The organism is Sphingomonas zeicaulis, assembly GCF_050433225.1.
GTDB classification, from domain to species: domain Bacteria; phylum Pseudomonadota; class Alphaproteobacteria; order Sphingomonadales; family Sphingomonadaceae; genus Sphingomonas_D; species Sphingomonas_D zeicaulis.
Window position 1 is genome coordinate 287,293 of record NZ_JBNPXQ010000006.1, and the last position, 25,693, is coordinate 312,985.

Annotated in this window: 29 protein-coding genes; 13 read left to right on the forward strand and 16 right to left on the reverse strand. The window is 65.6% G+C overall.

Annotated elements, in window-relative coordinates; genetic code table 11:
- Window positions 1–32 precede the first annotated feature (32 nt).
- A complete protein-coding gene (locus FHS96_RS19910; protein ID WP_429595729.1) occupies window positions 33–563 on the forward strand; it encodes a VOC family protein in 531 nt (176 codons plus the stop codon).
- On the opposite strand, the gene FHS96_RS19915 is transcribed toward FHS96_RS19910, so the two are convergent.
- Window positions 518–1,054 carry a calcium-binding protein gene (locus FHS96_RS19915; RefSeq protein WP_429595731.1) on the reverse strand — a complete coding sequence of 179 codons (537 nt, stop codon included), beginning with the start codon at window positions 1,052–1,054 and terminating at the stop codon, window positions 518–520. The genes FHS96_RS19910 and FHS96_RS19915 overlap by 46 nt on opposite strands.
- 97 nt (window positions 1,055–1,151) lie before the next feature.
- Window positions 1,152–2,045: a LysR family transcriptional regulator gene (locus FHS96_RS19920; protein WP_429595734.1), complete on the reverse strand. Its 894-nt coding sequence runs from the start codon at window positions 2,043–2,045 to the stop codon at window positions 1,152–1,154.
- A 219-nt stretch (window positions 2,046–2,264) separates the two neighbouring features.
- Here FHS96_RS19920 and FHS96_RS19925 point away from each other — a divergent pair, with 219 nt between their 5' ends.
- On the forward strand, window positions 2,265–2,690 hold the full coding sequence (locus tag FHS96_RS19925) for a nuclear transport factor 2 family protein (protein WP_429595737.1): 426 nt from the start codon (window positions 2,265–2,267) through the stop codon (window positions 2,688–2,690).
- A 72-nt stretch (window positions 2,691–2,762) separates the two neighbouring features.
- On the opposite strand, the gene FHS96_RS19930 is transcribed toward FHS96_RS19925, so the two are convergent.
- Together FHS96_RS19930 and FHS96_RS19935 are read right to left on the reverse strand one after the other, a co-directional pair.
- A complete protein-coding gene (locus FHS96_RS19930) occupies window positions 2,763–3,662 on the reverse strand; it encodes an SDR family NAD(P)-dependent oxidoreductase (protein ID WP_429595740.1) in 900 nt (299 codons plus the stop codon).
- A gap of 20 nt (window positions 3,663–3,682) precedes the next feature.
- The gene (locus tag FHS96_RS19935; RefSeq protein ID WP_429595743.1) at window positions 3,683–4,423 is read right to left on the reverse strand and encodes an SDR family oxidoreductase; all 741 of its coding nucleotides are present in this window, start codon (window positions 4,421–4,423) and stop codon (window positions 3,683–3,685) included.
- 98 nt (window positions 4,424–4,521) lie between these two features.
- Here FHS96_RS19935 and FHS96_RS19940 point away from each other — a divergent pair, with 98 nt between their 5' ends.
- From FHS96_RS19940 to FHS96_RS19980, 9 genes are all read left to right on the forward strand, one after another.
- Window positions 4,522–5,412 (forward strand): LysR family transcriptional regulator, encoded by an 891-nt coding sequence (locus tag FHS96_RS19940; protein ID WP_429595746.1) that lies wholly within the window; start codon window positions 4,522–4,524, stop codon window positions 5,410–5,412.
- Between the two features lie 46 nt (window positions 5,413–5,458).
- Window positions 5,459–5,755: an autorepressor SdpR family transcription factor gene (locus FHS96_RS19945; RefSeq protein ID WP_429595749.1), complete on the forward strand. Its 297-nt coding sequence runs from the start codon at window positions 5,459–5,461 to the stop codon at window positions 5,753–5,755.
- The gene (locus FHS96_RS19950; RefSeq protein ID WP_429595751.1) at window positions 5,752–6,123 is read left to right on the forward strand and encodes an ammonium transporter; all 372 of its coding nucleotides are present in this window, start codon (window positions 5,752–5,754) and stop codon (window positions 6,121–6,123) included. The genes FHS96_RS19945 and FHS96_RS19950 overlap by 4 nt, the downstream gene beginning before the upstream one ends.
- Window positions 6,124–6,252: 129 nt before the next feature.
- Window positions 6,253–6,633, forward strand: a complete 381-nt coding sequence (locus FHS96_RS19955; RefSeq protein WP_429595754.1) for a hypothetical protein — start codon at window positions 6,253–6,255, stop codon at window positions 6,631–6,633.
- Window positions 6,634–6,778: 145 nt separating this feature from the next.
- Window positions 6,779–7,390, forward strand: a complete 612-nt coding sequence (locus FHS96_RS19960; protein WP_429595757.1) for a CDP-alcohol phosphatidyltransferase family protein — start codon at window positions 6,779–6,781, stop codon at window positions 7,388–7,390.
- Window positions 7,387–7,977, forward strand: coding sequence for a lysophospholipid acyltransferase family protein (locus FHS96_RS19965; protein ID WP_429595760.1), 591 nt, complete (start codon window positions 7,387–7,389; stop codon window positions 7,975–7,977). Before FHS96_RS19960 ends, FHS96_RS19965 begins: the two co-directional genes overlap by 4 nt.
- 1 nt (window position 7,978) lies before the next feature.
- Entirely contained in the window at window positions 7,979–8,905 is a 927-nt protein-coding gene (locus FHS96_RS19970; RefSeq protein ID WP_429595763.1) for a phosphatidate cytidylyltransferase, read from the forward strand.
- Between the two features lie 51 nt (window positions 8,906–8,956).
- Window positions 8,957–9,820: a DUF4253 domain-containing protein gene (locus FHS96_RS19975; RefSeq protein WP_429595765.1), complete on the forward strand. Its 864-nt coding sequence runs from the start codon at window positions 8,957–8,959 to the stop codon at window positions 9,818–9,820.
- An 81-nt stretch (window positions 9,821–9,901) separates the two neighbouring features.
- Window positions 9,902–10,075 (forward strand): DUF1328 domain-containing protein, encoded by a 174-nt coding sequence (locus FHS96_RS19980; RefSeq protein ID WP_429595768.1) that lies wholly within the window; start codon window positions 9,902–9,904, stop codon window positions 10,073–10,075.
- A 9-nt stretch (window positions 10,076–10,084) separates the two neighbouring features.
- On the opposite strand, the gene FHS96_RS19985 is transcribed toward FHS96_RS19980, so the two are convergent.
- Genes FHS96_RS19985 through FHS96_RS20005 form a run of 5 tightly spaced genes read right to left on the reverse strand, consistent with a single transcriptional unit; the run spans window position 10,085 to window position 15,965 of the window.
- Window positions 10,085–10,927, reverse strand: a complete 843-nt coding sequence (locus FHS96_RS19985) for an HpcH/HpaI aldolase/citrate lyase family protein (RefSeq protein ID WP_429595770.1) — start codon at window positions 10,925–10,927, stop codon at window positions 10,085–10,087.
- Window positions 10,924–11,376, reverse strand: coding sequence for a MaoC family dehydratase (locus FHS96_RS19990; protein WP_429595772.1), 453 nt, complete (start codon window positions 11,374–11,376; stop codon window positions 10,924–10,926). Before FHS96_RS19990 ends, FHS96_RS19985 begins: the two co-directional genes overlap by 4 nt.
- Window positions 11,376–13,217 carry an acetyl/propionyl/methylcrotonyl-CoA carboxylase subunit alpha gene (locus FHS96_RS19995; protein ID WP_429595774.1) on the reverse strand — a complete coding sequence of 614 codons (1,842 nt, stop codon included), beginning with the start codon at window positions 13,215–13,217 and terminating at the stop codon, window positions 11,376–11,378. The genes FHS96_RS19990 and FHS96_RS19995 overlap by 1 nt, the downstream gene beginning before the upstream one ends.
- 4 nt (window positions 13,218–13,221) lie before the next feature.
- Window positions 13,222–14,823 carry a carboxyl transferase domain-containing protein gene (locus tag FHS96_RS20000; protein ID WP_429595777.1) on the reverse strand — a complete coding sequence of 534 codons (1,602 nt, stop codon included), beginning with the start codon at window positions 14,821–14,823 and terminating at the stop codon, window positions 13,222–13,224.
- Window positions 14,820–15,965 (reverse strand): isovaleryl-CoA dehydrogenase, encoded by a 1,146-nt coding sequence (locus FHS96_RS20005; protein WP_429595780.1) that lies wholly within the window; start codon window positions 15,963–15,965, stop codon window positions 14,820–14,822. The genes FHS96_RS20000 and FHS96_RS20005 overlap by 4 nt, the downstream gene beginning before the upstream one ends.
- Window positions 15,966–16,096: 131 nt before the next feature.
- On the opposite strand from FHS96_RS20005, the gene FHS96_RS20010 reads away from it, so the two are divergent.
- Window positions 16,097–16,963: a LysR family transcriptional regulator gene (locus tag FHS96_RS20010; RefSeq protein ID WP_429595783.1), complete on the forward strand. Its 867-nt coding sequence runs from the start codon at window positions 16,097–16,099 to the stop codon at window positions 16,961–16,963.
- A gap of 74 nt (window positions 16,964–17,037) precedes the next feature.
- On the opposite strand, the gene FHS96_RS20015 is transcribed toward FHS96_RS20010, so the two are convergent.
- The 5 genes from FHS96_RS20015 to FHS96_RS20035 form a co-directional block, all read right to left on the reverse strand.
- Window positions 17,038–18,714, reverse strand: a complete 1,677-nt coding sequence (locus FHS96_RS20015; RefSeq protein WP_429595785.1) for a GMC oxidoreductase — start codon at window positions 18,712–18,714, stop codon at window positions 17,038–17,040.
- Between the two features lie 47 nt (window positions 18,715–18,761).
- Window positions 18,762–19,349: a gluconate 2-dehydrogenase subunit 3 family protein gene (locus FHS96_RS20020; protein WP_429595788.1), complete on the reverse strand. Its 588-nt coding sequence runs from the start codon at window positions 19,347–19,349 to the stop codon at window positions 18,762–18,764.
- Window positions 19,350–20,530: 1,181 nt separating this feature from the next.
- A complete protein-coding gene (locus tag FHS96_RS20025; protein WP_429595790.1) occupies window positions 20,531–21,313 on the reverse strand; it encodes an NAD(P)H-dependent oxidoreductase in 783 nt (260 codons plus the stop codon).
- Between the two features lie 29 nt (window positions 21,314–21,342).
- Window positions 21,343–21,537 (reverse strand): MDR/zinc-dependent alcohol dehydrogenase-like family protein, encoded by a 195-nt coding sequence (locus FHS96_RS20030; RefSeq protein ID WP_429595792.1) that lies wholly within the window; start codon window positions 21,535–21,537, stop codon window positions 21,343–21,345.
- A 57-nt stretch (window positions 21,538–21,594) separates the two neighbouring features.
- Window positions 21,595–22,737 (reverse strand): epoxide hydrolase family protein, encoded by a 1,143-nt coding sequence (locus FHS96_RS20035; protein ID WP_429595795.1) that lies wholly within the window; start codon window positions 22,735–22,737, stop codon window positions 21,595–21,597.
- A 124-nt stretch (window positions 22,738–22,861) separates the two neighbouring features.
- Between FHS96_RS20035 and FHS96_RS20040 the strand changes: the two genes are divergently transcribed.
- The gene (locus FHS96_RS20040) at window positions 22,862–23,800 is read left to right on the forward strand and encodes a LysR family transcriptional regulator (RefSeq protein WP_429595798.1); all 939 of its coding nucleotides are present in this window, start codon (window positions 22,862–22,864) and stop codon (window positions 23,798–23,800) included.
- 415 nt (window positions 23,801–24,215) lie between these two features.
- On the opposite strand, the gene FHS96_RS20045 is transcribed toward FHS96_RS20040, so the two are convergent.
- Window positions 24,216–24,581, reverse strand: a complete 366-nt coding sequence (locus FHS96_RS20045) for a hypothetical protein (RefSeq protein ID WP_429595801.1) — start codon at window positions 24,579–24,581, stop codon at window positions 24,216–24,218.
- A gap of 120 nt (window positions 24,582–24,701) precedes the next feature.
- A complete protein-coding gene (locus FHS96_RS20050) occupies window positions 24,702–25,196 on the reverse strand; it encodes a DoxX family protein (RefSeq protein WP_429595804.1) in 495 nt (164 codons plus the stop codon).
- Window positions 25,197–25,693 lie beyond the last annotated feature (497 nt).

The window sequence follows — 25,693 nt, forward strand, 5'->3', positions numbered from 1 at the left end:
CGATGAATCGGATAATAGCAAAGGAGACTGTCATGACCGCACCCGTCATTCGCGGCGTCAACCATATCGGAATTACGGTGCCCGACATCGAAGCCGCAAAAGCGTTCTTGGCTGACGCATTCGGCGGCCAACTGATCTACCAGTCCTTCGGGCCGCAGGATCCGCCGCGGCAAGGACCCGAATTCGAGCGGGCCGTCGGCGCCTTTCCCGGAACGGTCGTGCGCGCACAGGCAATGGTCAGGATCGGAACGGGGCCCGATATCGAACTCTTTGAAATGCACGGTCCGAAGCAAGCCCAGCCGATCCGGGCAAGCGACTTCGGCATCACGCACTTCGCTCTTTACACGGACGACATCGACGCATCGGTCGACCGCTTCGAGAAGGCAGGAGGCACACCTCTCACCGCGCCGCGCGCCATACCCTATGCGACTGAGAAAGGTCCTGGAAACAGGGTCTGCTACTGCCGCATGCCCTGGGGAACGACGATGGAATTCATCACCACGCCGGATCGCATGGCCTATCGTGACCAGACGGATCTGCGCAGGTGGCAGGACGACGACTGAGCAAGGGCGGCTCGCGGCCCACAGACCGGTCGCGGGAACGAGCGTTGTGGCGATGAGGACGAAGGCGGTAATGGTGACCCGGGCACCGCCAGCGAAGCGTCAATCACGATGCCGGCGCCGCCGGTCGCCTGCGCGGCGATGTTCGAGAGGTTAACGCTCACCTTGGCGGCGGCATTTGCGTAGGTCAGCGTATCGATCCCGCCGCGGCCGGCGAGCGTGTCTGCCGCGGTACCCGCGCCGCCATCAATCAGATTGTTGCCGCCGTCGCCGGTCAGCGTATCGGCATAGACGGATCCGATCAGAGTCTCGATGCCGATAAGCGTGTCGGTGCCGACGCCTGTGGCGAGGTTCGCGACGACGCCGACGAGCAGATCATTGCCACCGTCGCCGTTGAGCACATCATTGCCCGCGCCGCCGAACAGGCTGCCGCCGGTCACGACGTCGTTGTCGACGCCGCCATTGACGGTGAAGGCGGTTGCAAGGCCGGCCAAGTTGAGCGTGTTGCGGCCGACGGCGAGAGTGAATGTGGGCCTGCCGCTGAGCTTCGGCGAGGTCGGCCACGGCAAATGCGGTTGAGGCGCCGGCTCCTCAGCCGAAGATCGTTTTCACCGCCGCGCTCTCTTGCGCGATGAAGTCGAAAAATGCCGCCACGCGCGGCGTTTCGCGCAGCGCGGGATGGGTGAGGAGCTTCCATGTTCGGGCGAGTTCAGGGATGGGCCCGAGCAGCTTCGCCAGCCCGGCATCCTCGGCGATCGCCATCGGCAGCGGCGCGACGCCGATGCCCGACTTCGCGGCCTGCACCAGCCCGAGGATGCTGCTGCTCCGGCTCACCACATCCGCGGCGGGCGCGACCTGTCGCAGCCAGATCATCAGCCGGTGCTGCGCCATGCTCTCATCGAGTGCGACGACCGGGTGTTTTGTGAGTTCGGCGACCTCGCTCAGGTCGCCGCGGCTGCCAACATAATCCATGCTCGCATAGAGGCCCCAAACCGAGTCCGCCACCTTCCGGCCGACCAGCGCATCCTCGGTATCGCCTGAACGAAAGGCGACATCGGCATCGCCCTTGAGCAGGTCGAGATAGCGGTCGCTGGTGACGAACTCGACGCGGTAAGGCGGGTGCAGCGCGTGAAACCGTTCGATCAGGGGGCGCAGCCGGCCGACGACGGGCTCCGGGCAGGTCAGCCGGATGATCTCACGGCCGTCGGCGCTGGTCCGCCGCACCTTGCGCTCGAAGCTCTCGACCGCCGATGCCACCTGTTCGGCCAGTGGCATCAATTCCTCGCCGAGCGGGGTCAGCACGTAGCCCGTGGCCTGGCGGCGGACCAGCGCGTGACCAAGCGTGCGTTCGAGTGCCACCAATCGGCGCTGGACCGTCGATTGGCTGACGCCGAGCGCCTTGCCCGCGGCGATGGTGCTGCCGTGCCTGCCGACCGCCAACAGATGCTTGAGGTCGTTCCAGTCGAACATGCTGAGCTTATGCAATTCTGCGACCCCGCACCGCAAGAGTTCGGCTGCCGGTGCATCGCGGGGGCCTCTATGATCGGTCGGGTTCCGAAAAGCCGATGCCGGTATGGGCGAGGAGGCGATATGCGACGCCAGCGAACTGCTCCGATGACTGATCGTTCGACGAATGCGGGAAGGGGCGCAACGCGTCGCCTGGGCGCTATCCTGTCGCTTGCGGCGTTACTGCCCGGCGTTGCCATGGCGCAGTCGCGGCCCGACGAGGCTGGTTTGCGCGCCGCCGATGCCGCGCAGGCGGCCGCGGCACGCACGCGGAATGCCGACGCGCTGGCCGCGATGATGCATCCGGCCTTCACCGTCAATTCGCCCGAAGGCGAAGTCTGGCCGCGCGAAAAGGTGCTGGCGCTGTGGCGGAACCGCGGCATCGGCCATGACCGTTTCGATCGCGTCGCCGAAAGTATCACGCTGGTCCGCGATGTCGGCATCGTCGAGGGGCGGGAGGTGGTGGCGCCATCGGCCGACAGCATCGCGGGGCAGCGCCGGCACGATGGTGGTCGGCCCGTGGCGCGGCGCTTCACCAATATCTGGTTGTGGGATGAGGGCCGCTGGTGGTTCCTCGCCCGCCACGCCAATGAGCAGCCGGGGCCGGTGGCGGACGCACGATAGCGGCGGCCGGACGAACACCACGTAAGGGGGTATCCGCCCAGCCGCTTTTCCTGAACCGGCGGGGGCAGGGGGTCAGTCGGCGCACGGTGGATGGAGTAGGTCGGCATGGCCGATGCGGTGGAGGAATTCGCTCCGCACCCGGTCGATCACCGCGAAGCTTACCTCGGCACCATCGCTCGCCGGATCGACCACCACGCGGAACGGGCGTTTGCCGGCGGGGGCGGCGACGATGGCTTGCACCGCGCGACCGACCGCCGCCGGGTCCGCATCGGCGGGTACCGTCGCCGCCAGCGCATCGAGCAGTTCGTCAGCGAAGCGCGGCGGATAGGCCGCCTCATACGCGGCGGCGACCGCGGTGTCGGCGGGCGTGCCGGCGTGGGCGAAATGGTTGGTGCCGCTGGTGAAGGCGCCGGGAACCACGATCGCGGTCTCGATGCCCAGCGGGGCCAGTTCACGGGCGTAACTTACCGCCAGCGCATCCATCGCCGCCTTGGCCGCGAAATAGGGTCCCAGCAAGGGCGGCACGCCGCCGGCGACGCTGCTGCTCGAAATCCAGACGAGGAGGCCGCTGCCTGCGGCGCGCATGTGCGGCAGTACCGCACGCGCGACCCGCTGCGCACCGAGCACATTGACGTCGTAGAGCGCCGCAAGCTGCTCGGGCGTGAACGCCTCGCTCGGGCCGTAAACCATATGGCCGGCATTCTGAACGAGCAGATCGATCCGGCCGTGCCGGGCGATGATGGTGTTTACTGCGGCGCGGATCGACGCCTCATCCTGAACGTCGAGTTCGATCGAGGCGAGGTCGATGCCCTGCCGGGCGGCGTGATCCGCATTGTCGGCGACCTGCGCGGCGTTGCGGCCGGCGGTGTCGCGCATCGAGGCGTAAGCGGTGTGGCCGGCGGCGGCGAGGTCACGGGCGATCATCTGGCCGAAGCCGCTCGATGCACCGGTGACGAGAGCGATAAGTGCCATCTTGCTTCTCCTTGATGGGTTCAGATCGCGCCGCCGTTGGCGCGGATTGTCTGTCCGTTGATCCAGGCGCCATCCGGGCCGGCGAGGAAGGCAACTGCCGCGGCGATGTCATCGGGCTGGCCGAGGCGGCCGAACGGGTTCATCCGCGCGATGGCCGCGACCTGCTCGTCGGTCTTGCCGTCGAGGAACAGCGCGGTCGCGACGGGACCCGGGGCCACCGCGTTCACCGTGATGCCACGGCTGCCCAGTTCCTTGGCAAGCACGTGCGTTATCGCCTCCACGCCGGCCTTGGTGGCAGCATAGACGCCATAACCCGGCTGGTAGAGACCAACCACGCTCGACGAGAAGCTGATGATCCGGCCGCCGTCGCGCAGGCGCCGCGCGGCCTCACGCATGCCGCGGAACACGCCGCCGAGGTTGAGTGACACCTGCCGCTCAAACGCGGCATCGTCGATCTCGGCGATCGGGCCGAGACCCATCATCCCGGCATTGTTGACGAGGACATCGACGCCGCCGAACGCCTGTTCGGCCGCATCGAACAAGGCTGTCGCACTTGCCGGATCGGTGAGGTCGGCCGGCGCTGCCACCGCCTGGCCGCCCTCCGCGACGATCGCAGCGACAATTTCGTCCGCCGCGTCACGATCATGGCCGTAATTGACCAGGACCGAGAAACCATCACGGGCCAACCGACGCGCGATCGCGGCGCCGATGCCCTTGGAGCCACCCGTAACGATGGCACTGCGACCCTGGGAATTCGTCATCATCAGTCTCCCGTTGCAATGACCGGAAGATAGGCTACCCGCCCGCCCGGATAATCAGGCGCGACCTGGCATCACTGTTCGGTTATGACGAACAGATGTTGGATCGTCTCGATCGGATGCGGCTGTTCGTGCGGGTGGTGGAGCGAGGCAGCTTCACCGCGGCGGCGACCGATCTCGGCATTCCGCGATCGACCGCGACCGAGGGTATCCGCGGGCTAGAAGCTGCGCTCGGCGCTCGACTGCTCGACCGGACGACGCGGCACGTCGCGGCCACGCATGACGGCCAGGATTATTATCACCGCTGCGTCGCGATCCTGGCCGATCTCGATGAGGCGGAGGGCGCGTTGAAGGATGCGCGCCCACGCGGGTTGCTGCGCGTCGACGCGCATGGCCTTATCACCCGCACCTTCCTGCTGCCCCACATCGCCGATTTCCTCGATCGCTACCCACTGATCGATCTCCACCTCGGCCAGAGTGACAGGTTGGTCGATCTGGTGCGCGAGGGTGTCGACATCGCGATCCGCGCGGGCGAGCCCGCCGATAGCGGTCTTATCCTGCGGCGGCTGGGAATGATGGCGGAAGCGACGGTCGCGAGCCCGGCCTATCTCGAGCGTTACGGCATACCCGCTTCGATCGACGATCTGGCGGCGCACGAGATGATCGGCTTCGTTTCGTCGCGCTCCGGTGAAGTCATCCCGCTCGAATTCCAGGTGGCGGGCGCCGTCCGGCACCTGCGTATCCGCTGCCGGATCACCGTCGACAATTCGGATACGATGGCTGATCTCGCGCGGCGGGGGCATGGCATCGTCCAGGCGCCGCGCTATCGCTTCGCGCGCGACCTCGCCGAAGGCGCGCTGGTGGAAGTACTGCCGGCGCATCCGCCGACGCCGACGCCCTTGTCGGCGCTTTACGCCCAGAATCGCCATCTTTCGCCGCGAGTGCGCGTGTTCCTCGATTGGGCGAGCGCAATCTTCGCAGCGGCGCTGTAGCGCGCATCCGCTTGACTCGATTCGATGATTAGCTAATGATCGAATCATGAGCCAAGTGTTCAAAGCGCTTTCCGATCCGACGCGCCGCCGCGTGCTGCTGCTCCTGCGCAGGGGACCGATGAGCGCGGGTGCACTCAGCGATCAGTTCGACGTCTCCAAACCGACGATGTCGGCGCATTTCTCAGTGCTGAAGGAAGCCGATCTGGTCCACGCCGAGAAGAATGGAAAATCGGTGATCTATCATCTGAAGCTCTCGGTACTTGAAGAGTCCTTGCTGGGCTTCGCTCATTCGTTCGGCCTAGGCGTGGATGCGCCGGACGTGAAGACGGAGGCACGGGGATGAAGAACGAACTGCTCATCACTCTCTGTTGGGCTGGCGCGATGATCGCGGTTGCGCTCGCCGCGTCGTTCGCGCGCGCGCAGGGCTATATCGATCAAGAAACGGTCCTGCGCGTGGTCGCGATGAATGGCCTGATGATCGCCTTCTATGGCAACCGCATGCCGAAGGCGATCGCACCTAGCGCCTGCGCACAGCACGTGTTGCGCGTCGGAGGCTGGTCGATGGTGCTCAGCGGCCTCGTCTACGCCGCACTCTTCGCCTTCGCGCCGATCGCGGTGGCGGTGACGTTCGGCGTCGGCGCCGTGGCCATCGGAATGGCGGTGACATTGGGATGTTGCTTGTGGCTGCGGGCGAGAACGAAGGTGGCTTGAAGCCGTAGCGAACCCGCTTGCCGCCATGATAATCTCGGCGCCATGCAACCGCTGATCCTGCCACTGCTAGCGCTACTGACTGCTACAGTCGGTCCCCCCGATAACGACGCCACCGAGCGGGAACGGGTGATGGACGAGATCGAACGCAGCGTCGTGCTGCCGAAGGACGCGCGGCCGCTCGAAGCCTATGGGCGAAATTATCAATATTCCGGATCAGGCACGGTCATCGCGATCTACCTGCTGCCATTCCCGTCGGCCGACATGAGCGGATCCTGCTACAAGATCAGCGAAGCGCTTCGTGCCCGCCCGTGCATTGAGCAAGAGGTGAAGGACCTGCGCGAAAGCCAGGCAAGACAACGTGCGGCACAAACACCGGCGGGTGAGCGGCGCTGGTACGATACTGGCAAACCACTCCCCTTCATCCACGATGGCCGGTGCATGCAGGTGAACATCGAATATCATATTGCTACGCGAAAGATGCTGCGGGTGGCCTGCAACGGAGCTGCCTGAGCCGCCACCCTGCGGGCTAACGATCGGCAACCATATATCTCGGTCCCTGAATTGAACGGCGTTCAATTTTTAATTGAACAATGTATAATATTGTGCGAACTTCTCGCGAGCGGCGACTCCGGCGCCGCTTGCAGAGGATGTAGCGATGTCTGAGATTGCCAATCGCCGGCCGCTGAAGGCGCGCAACACGCGCTGGGCGGCGGGGCTTGCCCGGTTGCTGCTGAAGACGCGGCTGACGCCCAACGCGGTGTCGGTCTGCGGGATCGGCTTTGCCGCCGTTGGTGCCGCCTGTTTCCTGTTCGCGCCGCGGTGGCCGGCGCTGTGGCTGGGCGGCGCGTTGTGCGTGCAACTGCGCCTGCTCGCCAATCTGATGGATGGGCTGCTGGCTGTGGAAGGCGGGCGCAAGTCGGCCAGCGGCCCGCTCTATAACGAGTTTCCCGACCGGATCGAGGATACGCTGCTGCTCGTCGCCGCAGGCTATGGCGCGGGTGTGCCGGTGATCGGCTGGGCGGCGGCGGTGCTGGCGATGGGCACGGCCTACGTGCGCGCGCTGGGCGGAGCGGTGGGGCTGACGCAGCAATTCTGCGGACCGATGGCGAAGCAGCATCGCATGGCGCTGCTCACAGTGGGCGCGGTCGCGAGCCTTTTCGTGGCGGCGATGCCGTGGGTGCTGGCGGTGATCTGCGCGGGTGCAGCCATCACCTGCGTGCGCCGGATGATGCGCTATGCCGATGCGCTGCGGGCGGCCGCGCGATGATCGGTTGGGTCATCCGCGCCGCGACGCGCTTCCTCGTCGGCGGCCATGCCCGGTGGCAGGGCTGTGCGCCCGATCCGCGGCAACGCATCTATTTCGCCAATCACTCGAGCCATCTCGACACCGTGATCCTGTGGGCCGCACTGCCGCCCGAGTTGCGCGCGGTGACCCACCCCGTCGCCGCGCTGGATTATTGGGGCAGGGGGCCGGTGCGCCGCTACATCGCGACGCGCGTGCTCAACGCGGTGCTGATCGACCGCACCGCGCGCCGCGATCCGCTGGCGGCGCTGCGCGACGTGCTCGATCGCGGCCATTCGCTGATCCTGTTCCCCGAAGGCACGCGTCATAGCGATCCGCAGCCGGGGCCGTTCAAGGGCGGGCTGCAGCATCTGGCGGAGGCTTATCCGGCGGTCGAACTGGTGCCGGTCTATCTCACCAACCTCGCCCGCGCCTATCCCAAGGGCGCGATCCTGCCCGCGCCGATCATGTGCACCGCCACCTTCGGCGCGCCGCTGCCGGCGATCGCGGGCGAGGCCAAGCCGCATTTCCTTACCCGCGCGCGTGCCGCGGTCTGTGCGTTGGGAGCGTGATGTGAACGATCGGATGATCCTGCTGTTCGGCGGCGTCTTCGCGCTGCTTGCCGTCGCCTCGGTGGTGGGCTTCGCGCTTTCCCGCCGCGCCGCCACCGAAACCGTGGCCAACCTCAACGCGCGCATCAAGGCGTGGTGGGTGATGATTGCGATCTTCGCGGTCGCCTTCTTCGTCGGCAAGGAATTGACGATCGCGCTGTTCGCGCTGACCTCTTTCTATTGCCTGCGCGAATTCCTCTCGATCACGCCGACCCGGCCCGAGGATCATCGCGCGGTCGCGGTCGCCTTCTACCTCTTCATCCCGCTGCAATATGCGCTGATCTGGAGCGGCTGGCAGAGCCTGTTCGGCATCCTGATCCCGGTCTGGGCCTTCCTGATGCTGCCCGTGCTGGCCGTGCTGAAGGGCGAGACCGACGATTTCATGGCGCGCACCGCGCGCATCCAGTGGGCGCTGATGCTGACCGTCTATTGCATCAGCCACGCGCCGGCGCTGCTGATCCTGAAGATCCCGGGTTTCGAGGGGCAGGGCTTCCTGCTGCTGTTCTTCCTGATCACCGTCGTCCAGCTTTCGGACGTGCTGCAATATGTGTTCGGCAAGCTGTTCGGCCGCCACAAGGTGGCTCCGCGCGTCAGCCCCGCCAAGACTTGGGAAGGGCTGATCGGTGGCGGCCTTTCCGCGACGGCGGTGGGCGCCGGGCTGTGGTGGATCACGCCCTTCGCGCCGTGGCAGGCGGCGCTGCTCGCGCTGGCGATCGTGCTCGCGGGTTTCTGCGGCGGCCTCGTCCTCTCTGCGGTCAAGCGCTCGCTGGGGGCCAAGGATTGGGGCACGATGATCGAAGGCCATGGCGGCGCGCTCGACCGCATGGATTCGGTGAGCTTCGCCGCGCCGGTTTTCTTCCACCTCGTAAATTACTTCTTCGCAATGTGAGGTGCGGGTGAACGGTTTGCCGCCGCTCCTGAACCATGCGACGAGTGGCGTATGAGTGACGCCACCTTCCTCAATCGCCGTCTCCTGCTGGGTGGGCTCGGCGCAACGGTGCTGGGGTACCTGGCTGACGAGGGCAGGGCGCAACCCTCCGGCTCGGCGCTCGATTGGCTGACGCCGGAGCAGCGCGCTTCTTATGAGGCGCTGCGGGCAAAGGCCAGGGCGGCGTTCACCTATGAACGTGTGTCGGTTCCGGGATCAGAGGCGCTCGCCAAGTGGGAAGAACTCAAATCCTCGGGGCGCGGTTGGCCCGTGGTCATCGGTAGCGATGAAGATCTCGACCGCATCGTCGAGCAATTCGTGATCGAGGATTCCGAGATCGGCGCCGGGCCGGGGTTGCGCGCGCCCGCCGAGATTCTTGCCACTGCGGCCGGCATCGCATTTCCTGAGGATCTTCCAAAATGGCCGGGAGCCTATCAGCCGCAGGACCTGCTGGCGGAGGATGGTGACTGGACTGTCGATGCTGCTGCCGGTTCGGTCGGGTTGAGCGTCACCATGGATATGGTGTCGCAGCGTCTGTACGATCGGGTCCATATCGTGCTCACCCCCGCAAAGTTCTGCTGGGAAGTGCCGGCCTATCTCCGCTGGGGCGGCTGGAACGCCTGTCCGCCGCCGGAATATCATGTCGCAGCGCTGCGCCGCTGGCATGATCGCTATGGCGCTGAACTGGTCGGCATCAACGGGGATGTGATGAATCTCCGCGCCGCACGGCCGCCGACGCAACGTGCCGAGGCAATGGCACTCGCGCGCGAGGTTTATGCCTATTGCCCGGACATCGTGGAACAGGGGACGGGCGACATCGCGCCGCTGGCAGCTGCGATGATGGCGGACGGTTGGTGGTATTTCAGGTGGGATTGAACGGGTTGCACGACGGACCCTTCCGAGCCTGCCGGCGTTAACCGTCCACCTGATATCGTCTCACCATCGAAAGGATCGAGCATGCTCAGATGGGCCGCCATCTTCGCAGTCATCGCACTTGTTCTCGCGGTTATCGGCTTTGGCGGTATCGCGGGCGTGGTGTGGGATCTGGCGAAGCTGCTGTTCTGGCTGGCCGTCATCATCGCTGGCGCGCTCGCGGTGCTGGGGCTGACGATCTACAAGAAGGTCACCTGACCGGCGCTATCATCGGCGATCCGCCGCCAGCCCCAATATGCGTCGTGCCTGCACCAGATGCGGGCGATCGACCATCCGGCCCGCGACCTTGAGCGCGCCGGTGCCGGGGTTGGCGGCGAAGGCGTCGACGATCGCCTGCGCGCGGGCGATTTCCTCCGCGTCGGGCGTGAAGCCCTGGTTGATGATCGCCACCTGCGCGGGGTGGATCGCCATCATGCCGGTAAAGCCGTCCCGCCGGGCGCGAGCGACATAGGCGGTGAGCGCGTCGGTATCGTCGATGCGCGGAAACACCGTTTCGATCGCGGCGGCATTGGCCGCGTGCGCGCCGAACAAGGTGAGCGCGCGGATCATCTCATAGGGCGCGGTATAGCTGCCGTCGGCCTCGCGCGAACTGGTGGCGCCGATCGCCGCGGGCAGATCTTCGGCGCCCCAGGTCAAGCCCGCGAGCCGATCGCCGACTGCGGCGTAGCTACCGAGTTGGAAGATCGCGATCGGTGTTTCGGTGGCGATCGGCAGGATCGGCGGCGGGCTTCTGTCGAGCATCGACAGCAAGGTGAGCACGCTCGATGCGCCTTCGGCCTTGGGCAGCACCAGCCCGTCGGGCCGGCCGGGCTGCACAGCGGCGATGTCGTCGCGGATATGGTCGCTGTCGAGCGGATTGATGCGCACGAAGGCCGTGATGCCGCGCGGGCCGGCCAGCCAGTCGGCGACCGCCGTGCGGCCATCGGCCTTCTTCTCCGGCGCGACCGAATCCTCCAGGTCGAGGATCAGGGCGTCGGCGCCGCTCGCCGCCGCCTTGGCGAAGCGATCGGGCCGGTCGGCCGGCACGAACAGCAGCGAGCGCAGCCTCATTGCAGTGACTTCTTCAGCAGCGCCATGCGCAGGCATTGGCAGACGATCTCGTTGCGCTGGTTGAGCATAACGTGGGTGAATGTGACGATGCCGGCCTCGGGCCGCGAACGGCTTTCCTTGAGTTCGGTCACTTCGGTCTCGGCGCGCAGCGTATCGCCGAGGAAAACCGGCTTGGGCATCACCAGCTTGTCGTAACCGAGATTGGCGACAAGAGTGCCCAATGTCGTGTCGCCCACGGACAGGCCGACCATCAGCGCGAAGGTGAAGGTGCCGTTGACGAGGATCTGACCGAACTCGCTCTCCCTGGCCGCCTCGGCATCGATGTGCAGCGGCTGCGGATTGTGCGTCATCGTCGAGAACAGCAGATTATCGGTCTCGGTGACGGTGCGGCGGATCTCGTGGACGATCCGGTCGCCCACCGCCCATTGGTCGAAATATCTGCCCGCCATCAGGCCGCCTCCGCCTTCTCGATCCTCGCCAGCACCATGCCTTCGCTTACCTGGCCACCCTCGGCGGCATTGAACTCGGCGACTGTCCCGTCGAACGGCGCGGTCAGGCTGTGCTCCATCTTCATCGCCTCCAGCGTCAGCAGTTTCTGCCCCTTAGAGACGGTGTCGCCCGCCGCGACCGCCACCGCGATGATGCGGCCGGGCATGGGGGAGAGGATCGCGCCGTCCGACGCATCGGCGCCGCCTGCACCGGCCGCGCGCCACGGCAACAACTGCCAGACCTGCCCGCCCTCGGCGATCAGCGCGCGCGGAGCGGGGTCGGTGACGGCGGCAGGCTGCAGCGCGACGGTCACCGGCGCGCCGTCGAGCAGGAAACGGCCTTCCAGCCGGCGCGGCGCATTGAGCCGCACACCCGCGAGCGGCCCCGGCGCCGCGAGGGTCGCGGCGGCGCGGGCGAGCGCGGCGTCGCTGGGCACAGCGGCGGGCAGCAGCGCATCGCCCTCGCGCGCGATCAGACCGGTATCGAGCCGTGCCTCGGCGAACGCCGGGTGGTGCAGCGCCTTGGCGAGAAAGCCGGCATTGGTCTTGAGCGGCCAGATCAGGGTCTGGTCCAACGTCGCGGCGAGGCGCAGCCGCGCGGCGTCCCGATCCGGCCCCCACGCGATCAGCTTGGCGATCATCGGATCGTAGAAGGGGGAGATCTCCGCACCCTGCTCGACGCCGGTATCGGTGCGGTAGGAAGGGCCGATCTCGAACCGGTCGAGCGTGCCGATCGAGGGCAGGAAGCCCTTCGCCGGATCCTCGGCATAGAGCCGCGCCTCCATCGCCCAGCCGGTGATCGAGAGCTCGTCCTGCCGCTTCGGCAGCGGCTCGCCGGACGCGACGCGGAGCTGCCATTCCACCAGATCCTGCCCGCTGATCTCCTCGGTCACGGGATGCTCGACCTGCAGGCGGGTGTTCATCTCCATGAACCAGATGCGATCGGCGCTGAGCCCCGCCGAGCCATCGGCGATGAACTCGATCGTCCCCGCGCCGACATAGTCGACCGCCTTCGCCGCGCGCACCGCCGCGTCGCAGATCGCCGCGCGGGTGGCTGCGTCCATGCCGGGGGCGGGGGCCTCCTCGATCACCTTCTGGTGGCGGCGCTGCAGCGAACAGTCCCGCTCGAACAGGTGGACGACATTGCCCTGGGTGTCGCCGAACACCTGCACCTCGATGTGGCGCGGATTGTCGATCCATTTTTCGAGCAGCACATGATCATTGCCGAACGAGGCCGCGGCCTCGCGCTGGCAGGATGCGAGCGCATCGGCGAAATCGGCGGGGGCATCGACCTTGCGCATGCCCTTGCCGCCACCGCCGGCCACCGCCTTGATCAGCACCGGATAGCCGATCGCATCGGCCTCCGCCGCCAGCCGCCCGGGGCTCTGATCTTCGCCGAGATAGCCGGGCGTGGTCGGGACGGCGGCCTGCTGCATCAGCGCCTTGGCGGCATCCTTCAGCCCCATCGCGGTGATCGAGGCGGGGTTGGGGCCGACCCAGACCAGCCCGGCATCGATCACGGCCTGGGCGAAGTCGGCATTCTCGCTGAGGAAGCCGTAACCGGGATGGATCGCCGCCGCACCCGTCGCCCTCGCGGCGGCGATGATGCGATCGCCCTTGAGATAGGAATCGCGGACAGGGGAGGGGCCGATATGCACCGCCTCGTCCGCCATGCGCACATGCAGCGCGCCGGCATCGGCATCCGAATAAACCGCGACGGTGCGCACGCCGAGTTTCCGGGCGGTCCGGATGATTCGGCAGGCGATCTCGCCGCGATTGGCGATGAGCAGTGAGGAGATCATTGCATCACATCCGGAACACGCCGAAGCGTGGCGCTTCGGGAATGGGAGCGTTCAAGGTCGCGGCGAAGGCGAGGCCCAGCACGTCGCGGGTCTGGACCGGATCGATGATGCCGTCGTCCCAGAGGCGGGCGGTGGCGTAATAGGGGTTGCCCTCATCCTCATATTTCTGGCGGATCGGCGCCTTGAATGCCTCGGCCTCGTCCGGCGTCCATTTCGCGGCGTCGCGGTGGACGGTGGCGAGGACGCTGGCGGCCTGTTCGCCGCCCATCACGCTGATCCGCGCATTGGGCCAGGTGAACAGGAAGCGCGGGCCATAGGCGCGGCCGCACATGCCGTAATTGCCGGCGCCGAAGCTGCCGCCGATCAGCACGGTGATCTTGGGCACCTGCGCGGTCGCGACCGCGGTCACCAGCTTGGCGCCATGCTTGGCGATGCCTTCCGCCTCATATTTGCCGCCGACCATGAAGCCTGAGATGTTCTGGAGGAACAGCAGCGGCACGCGGCGCTGGCAGGCGAGTTCGATGAAATGCGCGCCCTTCACCGCGCTCTCGCTGAACAGCACGCCATTATTGGCGAGGATCGCGACCGGCATCCCCCAGATATGCGCGAAGCCGCAGACCAGGGTCGTGCCGTAGAGCGCCTTGAACTCGTGGAACTCGGACCCGTCGACGATCCGCGCGATCACCTCGCGTACGTCATAGGGCGCACGCACGTCCTGCGGCACTATGCCGTAGAGGTCGGCGGGGTCGAATTTCGGCGGCACCGGCGCGCGCAGATTGACGTCCGGCTTCAGGTCGGTCTGCAAGGTGGAGACGATGTCGCGGACGATGCTGAGCGCATGCTCGTCATTCTCGGCGACATGATCGACCACGCCGGACTTGCGGCCGTGGAGGTCTCCGCCGCCGAGATCCTCGGCGCTGATCACCTCGCCCGTCGCCGCCTGCACCAGCGGCGGGCCGGCGAGGAAGATCGTGCCCTGGTTGCGGACGATCACCGTCTCGTCCGACATCGCCGGCACATAGGCGCCGCCGGCGGTGCAGCTCCCCATCACGCAGGCGATCTGGGGGATACCGCGCGCGGAGAGATTGGCCTGGTTGAAGAAAATGCGGCCGAAATGCTCGCGATCGGGGAACACCTCCGCCTGGTTGGGCAGGTTGGCGCCGCCGCTGTCGACCAGATAGACGCAGGGCAGGCGGTTCTCGAGCGCGATTTCCTGCGCGCGCAGATGCTTCTTCACCGTGATGGGATAGTATGTGCCGCCCTTCACGGTCGCGTCGTTGCAGGCGATCATGACCTGCCGGCCCGAGACGCGGCCGATCCCGGCGATCAGGCCGGCGCCCGGCACCTCGTCTCCATATAGGCCGTTCGCGGCAAGCTGGCCGATTTCGAGGAAGGGGGAGCCGGGATCGAGCAGCCGCTCCACCCGGTCGCGCGGCAACAGCTTGCCGCGGGCGACATGCCTGTCGCGCGCTGAGGGCGAACCGCCCAGGGTCGCGGCCGCGACCCGCGCGCGCAACTCGTCGGCCAGCGCGCGGTTGTGTGCGGCGTTGGCCGCGAAACCCTCGCCGCCCGCCGCCAGCCGGGTGTCGAGCACCGGCGCGCTCATGCGCCGATCAGCTCGCGGCCGATCAGCATGCGGCGGATCTCGTTGGTGCCGGCGCCGATATCGAGCAGCTTGGCGTCGCGCATGTAGCGTTCCACCGGCCAGTCCTTGGTGTAGCCGGCGCCGCCCAGCGCCTGCACCGCCTCAAGCGAGGTCTTCATCGCATTCTCGCTGGCGAGCAGGATCGCGCCGGCAGCGTCGAACCGCGTCGTCTTGCCCGCATCGCACGCCCGCGCCACCGCATAGACATAGGCGCGTGCCGAATTGAGCGCGACATACATGTCGGCGATCTTGGCCTGCATGAGCTGGAACGCGCCGATCGGCTTGCCGAACTGCTGGCGTTCGCGAACATAGGGCAGCACCACATCGAGGCAGGCCTGCATGATGCCGAGCTGGATGCCGGAGAGCACGGTGCGCTCATAATCGAGGCCGGACATCAGCACGCCGACGCCGCCATTGGGCGGCCCCATCACATTCTCTTCCGGCACCGCGCAATCGTCGAACACCAGCTCGGAGGTGGGGGAGCCGCGCATGCCCATCTTCGTGATCTTCTGGCCGATCGAGAAGCCCTTCATCCCCTTTTCGATGATGAAGGTGGTGATGCCCTTCGACCCCTCGCCGGTCTTGGCATAGACCACCAGCGTATCGGCATATTCGGCGTTGGTGATCCAGAATTTGGTGCCGTTGAGGATGTAGCGATCACCCTTCTTCTCGGCGCGCAGCTTCATCGAGACGACGTCGGATCCCGCGCCCGCTTCCGACATGGCGAGGCTGCCGACATGCTCGCCGGAGATCAGCTTCGGCAGATAACGGGCCTTCTGCTCCGGCGTCGCCCAGCGGCGGATCTGGTTGACGCATAGATTGGAGTGCGCGCCATAGCTGAGCCCGATCGAGGCGGAGGCGCGGGCGACCTCCTCCTGCGCCACGACATGCTCCAGATAGCCGAGGCCGAGGCCGCCATATTCCTCTTCCACGGTGATGCCGTGGAGGCCGAGTTCGCCCATCGCCGGCCACAGATCGCGGGGGAACCAGTCCTTCTCGTCGATCTCGGCGGCGAGCGGGGCGATCCTGTCGGTCGCGAAGCGCGCGGTGCTGTCGCGGATCATGTCCGCCGTCTCGCCGAGCGCGAAATCGAAGTCGGTCATTGGCATTCTCTCCTGTGGCCGCCCTTCTACCCGGCCCCGCAAGGCTTGGGAAATTGAACTTGCCGCAAGCACTGCATTGATACCATCTATAGGGGCAGCACCCGCGTGCCGCCCCGAAAGCCCTGACAACGATGCTCGACCGATATCTACTCCGCTATTTCCTCGGCGTCGTCGACCAGGGGAATTTCTCGCGCGCCGCGGCGGCCTGCAACGTCTCCCAGCCGACCTTGTCGGTGGGCATCGCCAAGCTGGAACGGACGCTGGGGCAGGCGCTGTTCGTGCGATCCAACCAGCGCGTCGAGCTGACCGAGGCGGGCACCCGCTTCCTCGTCCATGCGCGGCGCATCGAGCGCGAGTTCAACGTGGTGATGCAGTCGATGGGCGCGTCGGCAGACCTGCCGACGTTGCGGCTGGGCGTGCTCGCCAGCATTCCTGGGGAGACGATCGCCGCGGCGATCGCCGAGACGCGGCCGGCGGACGCCTATCGCTTCGAACTGCTGTTCGGCACCGAGCGCGAACTGGCAGGGCATCTGGCCAAGGGCCGGATCGACCTGGCGCTGACATTGGTCGGTCGCGGCGCCGGCCGCTTCGCCGAGCAACCGGTGATGACCGAGGGCTATGCGCTTGCGCTCGCCGCAGACCATCCGCTGGCGGACAGGCCCGAAATCGCCGCGGAGGCGCTGGCGAAGGAGACGATGATCGTCCGCCGCCATTGCGAGGCGCTCTCCGCAACCAGCCGCTTCTTCACCGAACGCGGCGTGCGCCCGCACTTCGCGCTGCGATCGACCAATGACGACCGCGTGTTGCAGTTCGTCGCGGCGGGGCTGGGGCTGACGGTGATGCCCGCCTGCTACCGCCACCCCGGCATCCGCCGCCCCCGCCTCGCCGGCTTCGCGGCGAGCCGGACATTGGGCTGGGTGGCGGGCGACGCGATGGAGCATCTGCTCGCCACGCCGATCGGGCTGATGACGTGCATCGAGCGTGGGTTACGGGCTTAGCGGGGCGATCGAGGCATCCGGGGGGCGGGCGAAGGTGACAAAGGTTACAGTGAAATCTGCCCAATCCTTCGCGATCAGATCGTCCCGGCCTTCATCTGCTTGACGGCATAGTCCGCCGCGCGCGCGGTCACCGCCATGAAGGTCAGCGACGGGTTGACGCACGACACCGAGGCCATCTGTGCGCCGTCCGTGATGAATAGGTTGGCCGCGTCATGCGCCTGGTTCCAGCCGTTGAGCACCGAGGTTTTCGGATCGCGGCCCATGCGCGCGCCGCCCATCTCATGGATAGCCTCGCCCGGGATGTGCGCGCCGCGCGAGCTGGTGACGTTGGTTAGCCCCGCCTTGCGCAGCATCAGTTCGCCCTGCGCCTGGGCATCGTCCATCATCTTGATCTCATTGTCGCGGAAGGTCACGTCGAAGCGCAGCAACGGCATGCCACGGCTATCGGTCTTGCCGAAGTTCAACATCACGCGATTGTCTTCATAGGGCAGGCACTCGCCGAACGCACCCATGTTGAAGCGCCACGGTCCGTAGCGGCGCATCCCATGCTTCATCGACGCGCCGAAACCCTCGGGCACAGGCTGGCGCCGGCCGGCACCGCCCTGATAGCCATAGCCGCGCTTGAACGGCAGGTCCTCCGCCACGAGGTTGCGGAAGCGGGGGACGTAGACGCCGCCGGGGCGCCGGCCATATTCGACGAACTCGGTCATGCCGGGGATGTCGCCGCTGATGTTGACCTTGAAGATATGGTCCATCACCGCGCTGCCCAGCGCGCCGTTCGAATGGAAATAGCTCCGTTCGCTGCCCTCCGGCCGCGAATTTAGAAGGACATGCACCGAGCTCATCGCCGATGCGCAGAGGAAAACCAGCCGTGCCTCGACCACCTCGGCGCGGCCGGTATTGGCATCGACGAGCCGGACGCCGGTGACGCGCTTGCTTGCTGGATCATATTCGAGGTTCGTCGCCCAAGTGTCGGAGCGCAGCGTTAGCCGGCCGGTCGCACGCGCGGCTGGCAGCGTCACCGCCTGCGTCGAGAAATAGGCGCCGAAGCTGCACCCGCGATCGCACTGCGCCCGCTTCTGGCAGCGCGAGCGGTTCTGCTCGGGCTTGTCCTCGGTGATGTTGCTGAGCCGGGCGTTGATGAGCTTCCGGCCCGGAAACTCGGTCTCCAGCCGCTCCTTCAGCCATTTCTCGGCGACGTTCATCGGGAAGGGCGGCATGAACTCGCTGTCGGGCAGATAGTCGAGATTCTCACGCCCGCCGGACACGCCGATATATTTCTCGACATAGCTGTACCACGGCGCGACATCGTCATAGCGGATCGGCCAGTCGGTCCCGATCCCCTCGCGCTTGTTCGCTTCGAAATCGGACGGCGCCCACCGAAAGCTCCAACGCCCCCAGGTCAGCGACTTGCCGCCGACGACTCCCGGCCGCACCCAGCGGAAGGGATTGGGCGCATCGAAATCATAGGGATTGAGACGATCGTTGGTGAAGAAGGGCTGGTTGGCGGGCTGCACCCAGAAGTTCAGGCCCTGGAAGTCGCTTTTGACGAACGCCGCCGGCATCCGGTTGCGCGCAGGGATTTCGAAGGCGGGCTTGCCGTCATAAGGATAGTCTTCGCCATGCTCGACCATCCGGCCGCGATCGACCATCAGGACGCGGAGCCCCTTTTCCGTAAGTTCCTTGGCGGCCCAGCCGCCGCTCACACCCGAGCCGATGACAATTGCGTCGAAGCGATCCGTTGCTGCCATGATGTCTGCCTGTCGATTTCGTGATGAGGGCGAGCGCGCCGACGCGCTCAGGCCGAGAAAATCCGGTCGATCTTCGATGCGGGATAGGCGCCGTCATAGTCGCCGGGAACGGGCAAATAGGTCCGTTCCTGCATGATCCCGACCTCCGACGTGAAATAGCCCGTGACCACCAATTGGCGGAACGCCTCGAAAAATTCGGCGCCGCCGGGGACCTGATCATTCATCGCGAGCGTCAGCAGCGCGTCCTGCTCCGCTGCCGACGCCTTGAGCGCCGGCTTGCGATAGTCTGCCATGCTGCGTGCATCGAGCGCGGCGAGGCCGCCGAGGATGAGATCGCGGTCGTCATTGATCGCCCAGTCGCCAAGCATATGCTCGATATACTCCGGCACGCCCGCGGCGATCGCGCCCGGCGTGTCGGTCGTCGGCATCACCCGTTCGCTGAGCGCAGTGACGAGTGCGCGCTGTGGGAGCGTAAACACGACGGCCGGCTTGCCGGTGTTGATCCTGGGGATCGGCTCATAGCCCGCCGCGCGCGCCAGCGGTGCGAACAGACTGGACCCGAAGACCGCGGCGAAGCCCGCAAGCGCGGTGCGGCGGTCCATCGAAAGCAGGTTGGACGGCGCGAACGTCGTCATGCTTTTGCCCTGCAGCGGTGCGTCCACCCAAGCCTCATAATGCTCTCCTAAAGGGCCATTTTTGGCCATTTCAGATGATCGTAAAGGATCAACAGGGGGCTGTCGATTGGGTTGATGATTTGCATCGCGCGCGGGGGTGCCGGAGGCGCCGGACTATGGGGGCGTGCGGACGGGCGAAGGGGATAAGGGTATGGAGAGAATTCCCTGATCCCGCTCGGGAAGGGGTGAGCGAGGCGGGTGGTCGCATGGGAGAGCGCTACCATGCCCACCCTGGTGCTTGGCGTTGCAGCGCGCCGCGCCAGCGTGGGGACGGGACAGCAGCCAATCGCCGGCTGTGCCATCTTAAAAGGATGCTGACGACGCACGGCGGTCTCTTTCGTTTGTCGTTCCCGGCAACCAGATTGGTCTCGTTCGTCGTCACGGCAATCTCCCCGTTGCCGACAGGCCGCGCGCGGCGTGATCTTGCCGAGGGTGCCCGGTGCAGTCGCATGGCCGATCTCCCACCGATCGTGAATCGTCGGTTCGCCGCAAGGTTGCCTCCGTCGACAGCCGGTGCGAGCAGGACGCCGGGACGGGGCCACATTTTCCGTACCGCGGGGACGCGCTGTGCGAACCCGTTCAGCGCAACGACCGCCTGCGCTTGATCTAACAAGCGGCTAACACCCCCTTTACGCACCCCTAACGCCCCCTCAACACCCCGGAACTCGCGTTTTTCGGTGAGTTGCGCCTTCTGCTGTTCGATCTCAGTCGGGAAGGCCATCTGGATGCGGGCGGCGCGCGACCACACCGGCGCATCTTTTGTGAGTGTCGATCATGGGGTTCGGACATGGGTGTTCGGCTCGGGAATTGGAGCGGCGATGCGGCTGTGCGCATCGATCAGGCTGTCCATGTGCGCGAGGTGCCGGGGCAGTTGCGTTAGGAAGGCAGATGTTGCCCGCGCTGTCTCGTTTGACCTTCGTTTTCGGGAGGATGAATGAACATCGCTGACGTTCCATCGATCGGCCTTGCAATTACGATGGCAAGCTGAAGCCGCATCAACTCACCCGCGTTCGATCCGCATGAAGGCCGATTGCCGAGTTCAGGGCGCAACTCCAAGGCTGGGAACCTGATGGTCGCGCCGTTCTGCATCCTGTATGGTGGCCGACGCGCGCGGCCTTGATCGACCGACATCGGTGTTGCTCTTATGCATCGGCCGGATCGGCAAAGTGCGCGCCGAGGCCGGTTTGGCCCAGCGCAACGTGGTCGGCCATGGTGTGGCGATCGGGGAAGTCGCCGCCGTTTTGCGACCGGAAGGGAATCGGCGTGTCGGTGAAAAGCCCGGCGAGACGCGCACGCCATGCTGCCTTGATCGCCTCCACTTCTTCTGCCGTGGAAACGTGACCGGCGCCATAGACCGCGTGTGTCGGGAGCACGTCCATACCGGGGTAGAACAGCGCGCCATGGGTTAGCGGGAACAGCAGTTGATCAAGCGGCCCGTTGATACCCCGCGGGCCATAGTCGGCCGCTGGGCCGCCTGCCTGCACGTTGACCAGTGCTCGCTTGCCCTTGAGTATGCCCTCCCCAAAGCGGAACTGGTTAGAGCCATTCTGATAGCCGTAGGCAAAACCGAAGGCGTAGACCCGCTCTATCCAGCCTTTTAGGATCGCGGGCACGCCGTACCACCACAGCGGGAATTGCAGGACCACAGCATCGGCCGCGAGCAGCTTCTGCTGCTCGACGGTCACGTCGGGCGTCTGATGCCCCCTTGCGTAAGCATGGCCCGACTCCGCGATGAAAGACAGCCGTTTGGGGTTGTCACGCATCGGAAAGTCATCGGCGTCGTACACCGCCTTCCACTTCATGCCGTAGAGGTCCGAATGGACCACGGTGTGTCCCGCTGCCGACAACGTCTCAGCGGTCACGTCGACCATCTGCCGTGTCAGCGAAGTGGGTTCAGGGTGCGCGTAAACGATAAGAACATTCATGATTGCTTATTCCTGTTGGTTGGGATCTGTCAGTATTCGACGACGATCTTGCTGAAATGCCTGCCGGACTCCTGCAGCCGGAAGGCGTCCACGATCTCGGCCAGCGGAAAGGAGCGAACGATCAGCGAGTGTCCGTCGACGGCTGTCGATTTGGAGCAGGCCAAGCCGGCCGATCGCCCTTCGCAGCTGGCCGGCGCCGAGGCGGACGTGACGACGCGGGGCATTGAAGCCCTACGCCGCCAGCGCCACGCGCCGCGCTTCGGAAACGGAGATCTCCACCTTCAGGAGCGCGCTCTCAACACCGTCGCGATAAAGGCGCGCAGGTCGGCCAGCATCAGTTCCGGCTCTTCCAGCGCGGCGAAATGCCCGCCCCGCGGCATGTCGGTCCAATGCACGACGTTGTAGGTCTTCTCCGCGAACGAGCGGGGCGGTGGTAAGAACACCGGATCAGGAAAGGCCGCAATGCCGGTCGGCAACTGGATGCGGGTGCCGGCTGGAAGCATCCGCGACTTCTCAAGCCGGCTGCCGTAGTAGATCCAGGTTGCAGTCACGAACGATGCTGGCGCGATGTAGAGCATGATGTTGGTGAGGAGCTCCTCCTCGGAAAACTTGCTCCAGATGTCGGGGTCGCCATCGGCGGTTTTCGGAAGATCGGCCCACTTGCCGAACTTTTCGAGTATCCAGCCCGCCGCTCCGACCGGGCTGTCGGCCATAGCGACGCCGAGCGTCTGCGGACGGGTTTCCTGCTCGTGGAAATAGGCGCTCTCCTGATCGGCAATCGCGGCCCGCTTGGCGGCGAAGGATTTCTCCTCGTCGGTCGTCGGAGCGGCATCCTCCGCACGCACGGTCATCATGTTGATATGGATGCCGAGCAGAGCGTCCGGTCGATCATGCGCTGCCCAGACCGCGAGGGCGTGGCCCCAATCGCCCCCCTGTATGAAATACCGCGCGTCGCCGAACAGTTGGATCATCAGCCCATGCACGAGCGCAGCAGCCCGCCGCGGGCCGATCGGGCCCGTGATCGGGTTGGAGAACGCGAAGCCAGGAAGCGAGGGAACGACAACATCGTGCCCGTCCGCTGCAAGCGGCTCCAACAGCCGCTCAAACTCGAGATACGAGCCCGGCCAACCGTGCAGAAGCAGGACGGGCGGCTTGGAGCCGTCGCCTTTCGCATGGATGAAGTGGAGGTGCTCGCCTTCCACGTCGGCCGTGAAGTTGGGGAGTGCGTTGAGGCGTCGTTCGACCGCACGCCAGTCGTAGCTGTCCCGCCAATAACGAGCGAGTCGCTTGAGGTCATCAACTCCAACCCCCGCCGACCAGCCTCCCGCATCCGGCAGCTGGCTCCAGTCATAAGCCTCGACCTTGGCTCTGATCGTGGCAAGCCGTTCGTCAGGGACGTCTATCGTGTAGGGTGAAATCATCATGTTTTTCGCTTAAGCTGGGATGCGGTTCGATGGAGACGGCGTCCACCAATCTGCTATCCATATTGTCGATGAATGCTTCGAGGGCCGATGGGACGTCGGCATACTGCTCGGTACGTCGCCTAGGTTGAAATCGAACCTTCTGCCTGTTGTTATCCAACGAATGGATACCAGAAACCTCGATCTCGGCTTGCTCGTCACGCTCGAAGCCCTACTGGCGGAAGGAAACGTCACGCGTGCCGCCCGGCGCTTGAACCTGAGCCAACCCGCCTTGTCGGCCCGGCTGGCGCGGCTCCGCGATGCACTCGGCGATCCCCTCCTCATTCCGGCACAGCGTGGCATGATCCTGACCCAGCGCGCCGTCGAGCTTCGGCAACCGTTGCATGACGCGCTGGAGGGTGTTCGCCGGGTTATGGCAGAGGGAATGCCGTCCGACCCGGCGACCATGGAGGCTACCCTGGTCATCGCCGCAAGCGACTACGTGCAGTATGCGCTGCTCAGCCGCTTCTCGGTCGAGCTCAGGACCGAGGCACCTAAGGTCCGTGTTGCCTGGCGTGCCCTGGACGTGCTGGCACTCTCCTCTCAGTTGGAGCGCGGCGAGGTTGACCTGGCCTTGGCATCGCCGGAGCATGCACCTGCAGCCATGCGCCAGCGCCAGCTCTTTCGTGAGAGTTACGTGGTGATCGCCCGCCAGGGACACCCGGCCGTGCAGGGCCGTCTCAGCCTGGACATATTCTGCGCTTTGGAGCACGTCGTCGTGTCGCCCCAGGGCGGCGGGTTCTCAGGGCCTGCCGATGCAGCTCTAGAGGCCGTCGGCCGCCGTCGCACCGTAGCCCTATCCACGTCGGGCTTTCTGATCGTGCCGGAGGTCGTGTCGCGGTCCGACATGATCGCTTTGATCCCACGGCGGATCGCCGATGGCTGGTCGGATCGGGTGCAGGTGGTGGAACCGCCACTCACCATCGCCGGCTTTTCAATCGCGAGTGTCTGGCACGACCGGACCACCAACCATCCCGCACAACGCTGGCTGCGTGAACGCCTGACGACGTTGGCCGCCGAGAGCTAGTTACCGATTGGACCGAAGGCTGCGCACAGCGTTTCCCGAAACGCCATCGTTTTCGGGACAGCCAGTCGCGCGGCGAGTGGCAGGTGTCCGTGCCAACGATCCCGTAAAGGCGCCTTTCGCACATGTCCGGGGTGCGCCTTACCACCCAAATGGCAGCTTCCGTCAGATCCCGATGTTTTCGGTGTCTCCGGTGAAAGACCGGCTTTCGTCGCAAGCATTCATTGATGGATCGCCCAACGATCGACCGAGGCTGCGCCGCCAACCCACCGCAGTCGCGCCCGCCTCACTTTGGCTCCGGCACCACGCGCGTCCCCTCGCCGCGCAGCCGCGCTCTCAATCCCGCCGAACACTGCCGCCATATATGGTCCCGGTAGCCGCTCGACGATCCGGATCCGTCCTGCATCCACCCCGCGCATCAGCAGCGCGTCGCGGACCAGTTCTGCGGGGATGAGGGCCTGCCCTGCGTGCTTTCGGCGAGGGGCTGGCCGGAGACGGTTTGCGGTTCCGTCTGGGCGTGGCCGGCGGGGTCGATGCGGGCGGGTTGGACGCCCAGCGCGTAGTTGATCGCCGCGTCGATATAATAGTCGGCGAGTTGGTAGGCGACGAAGCTGTGGCCGAAGTCGAAGGGGATGGTGAAGCGGCCCGTCTTGTAGGGCTGCTCGGGCCGTTTGCGCTCCTCATAGAGCGGGCGGACGTTGCGCTCGGGGAGGGCGAAGCGGCGGAGCTGATAGCCCTCTGCCTTCAGCATGTGGCGGGTGCAGGAATTACAGCGACGCTGCACTTGTTTTGCTTTTTGCCCGCGCCTGCCGGGCCTTGGTTCTCGTTCGATCGCCGCTTCGATAGACGCCATAAAGGCGTCGTCATCCTGCAGACGGCCAATGCTCTCATGCGACGGTGAGCGTCAGAGTTCACGCCCGAGTTTCGCGTCGATCGACCAAACGCCACCGCCGTGCATCGCAATCAAGAAAGCGATCAAGCCGAGAATGATCGGATATTCGATGCCGCGATCGATCCAGGGATAGGTCGGGCCAAGCGCGAAACAGATGAAAGCCATCTGGATCGCCAGCATCGGCGCGAACAACCGGGTTGCGAGCCCGAGCGCAACGCACAGCCCGCCTGCGGTCTCCAGTATCGCAACGAACAAGGCGAGCGTCGAAGCAAAAGGAAGATGAAGGACGTTGCCGATGAGATTGATCGATCCCTGCATCGGATCGGCCATCGAGCCGTGCGGGGTTCCGCTCAGCTTCGGCACGCCATGCGTCACGATCGTCAGGCCGAAGGCGATGCGCAGAAGCGCATAGGACATTGTCCGCCCGGTCGCGTAGAGAGGCGCCAGTGCGGGGAAAATCAGTGCCGGTGCCGAGCGCAGCCGACTATCGCGTTGACGATCGACCAATAAAACCTCCATTCAAAGAGCGCGTGCCGTGGCCTGTCCATGGTCTTCCGGTCGCAATCGCCGGAAGGCCGAAGGTCGTGGTGCCCACGCAGAGTTCGGAGACGAGCAGGCCGGTGTTTCCGAGCGTCTTGTCCTTCACGAGCGTAAGCCCCTCTGGCAGAGGAGGGGCGGTCCGCTCCACCGGCGGAGCGGCGCACGTGACGCTTCCGTGCGGACCGGACAGGCTAAGTCGCCGTGTCTCGGCGGACGCGGTGACGGACGCAACACTCTCGGCAGATCGACCACGTGCGGCTGTAATCCTGTTATCGCCCAAATATGCCGCATATTTCTGATCAGTTGCGTTATGTTGTCTTTAAAAATGGAGCTTGAATAACGAAAGCGATGATTGTTACGTCGATGGAATGTTAACGGCGCGGGATGATAAACCGTGTCGATCTGTCAAAGTTGGGCTTGTCTGCTATCCTTTTTCCGTAAGATCATCTCTCCGGCGCTTCGAC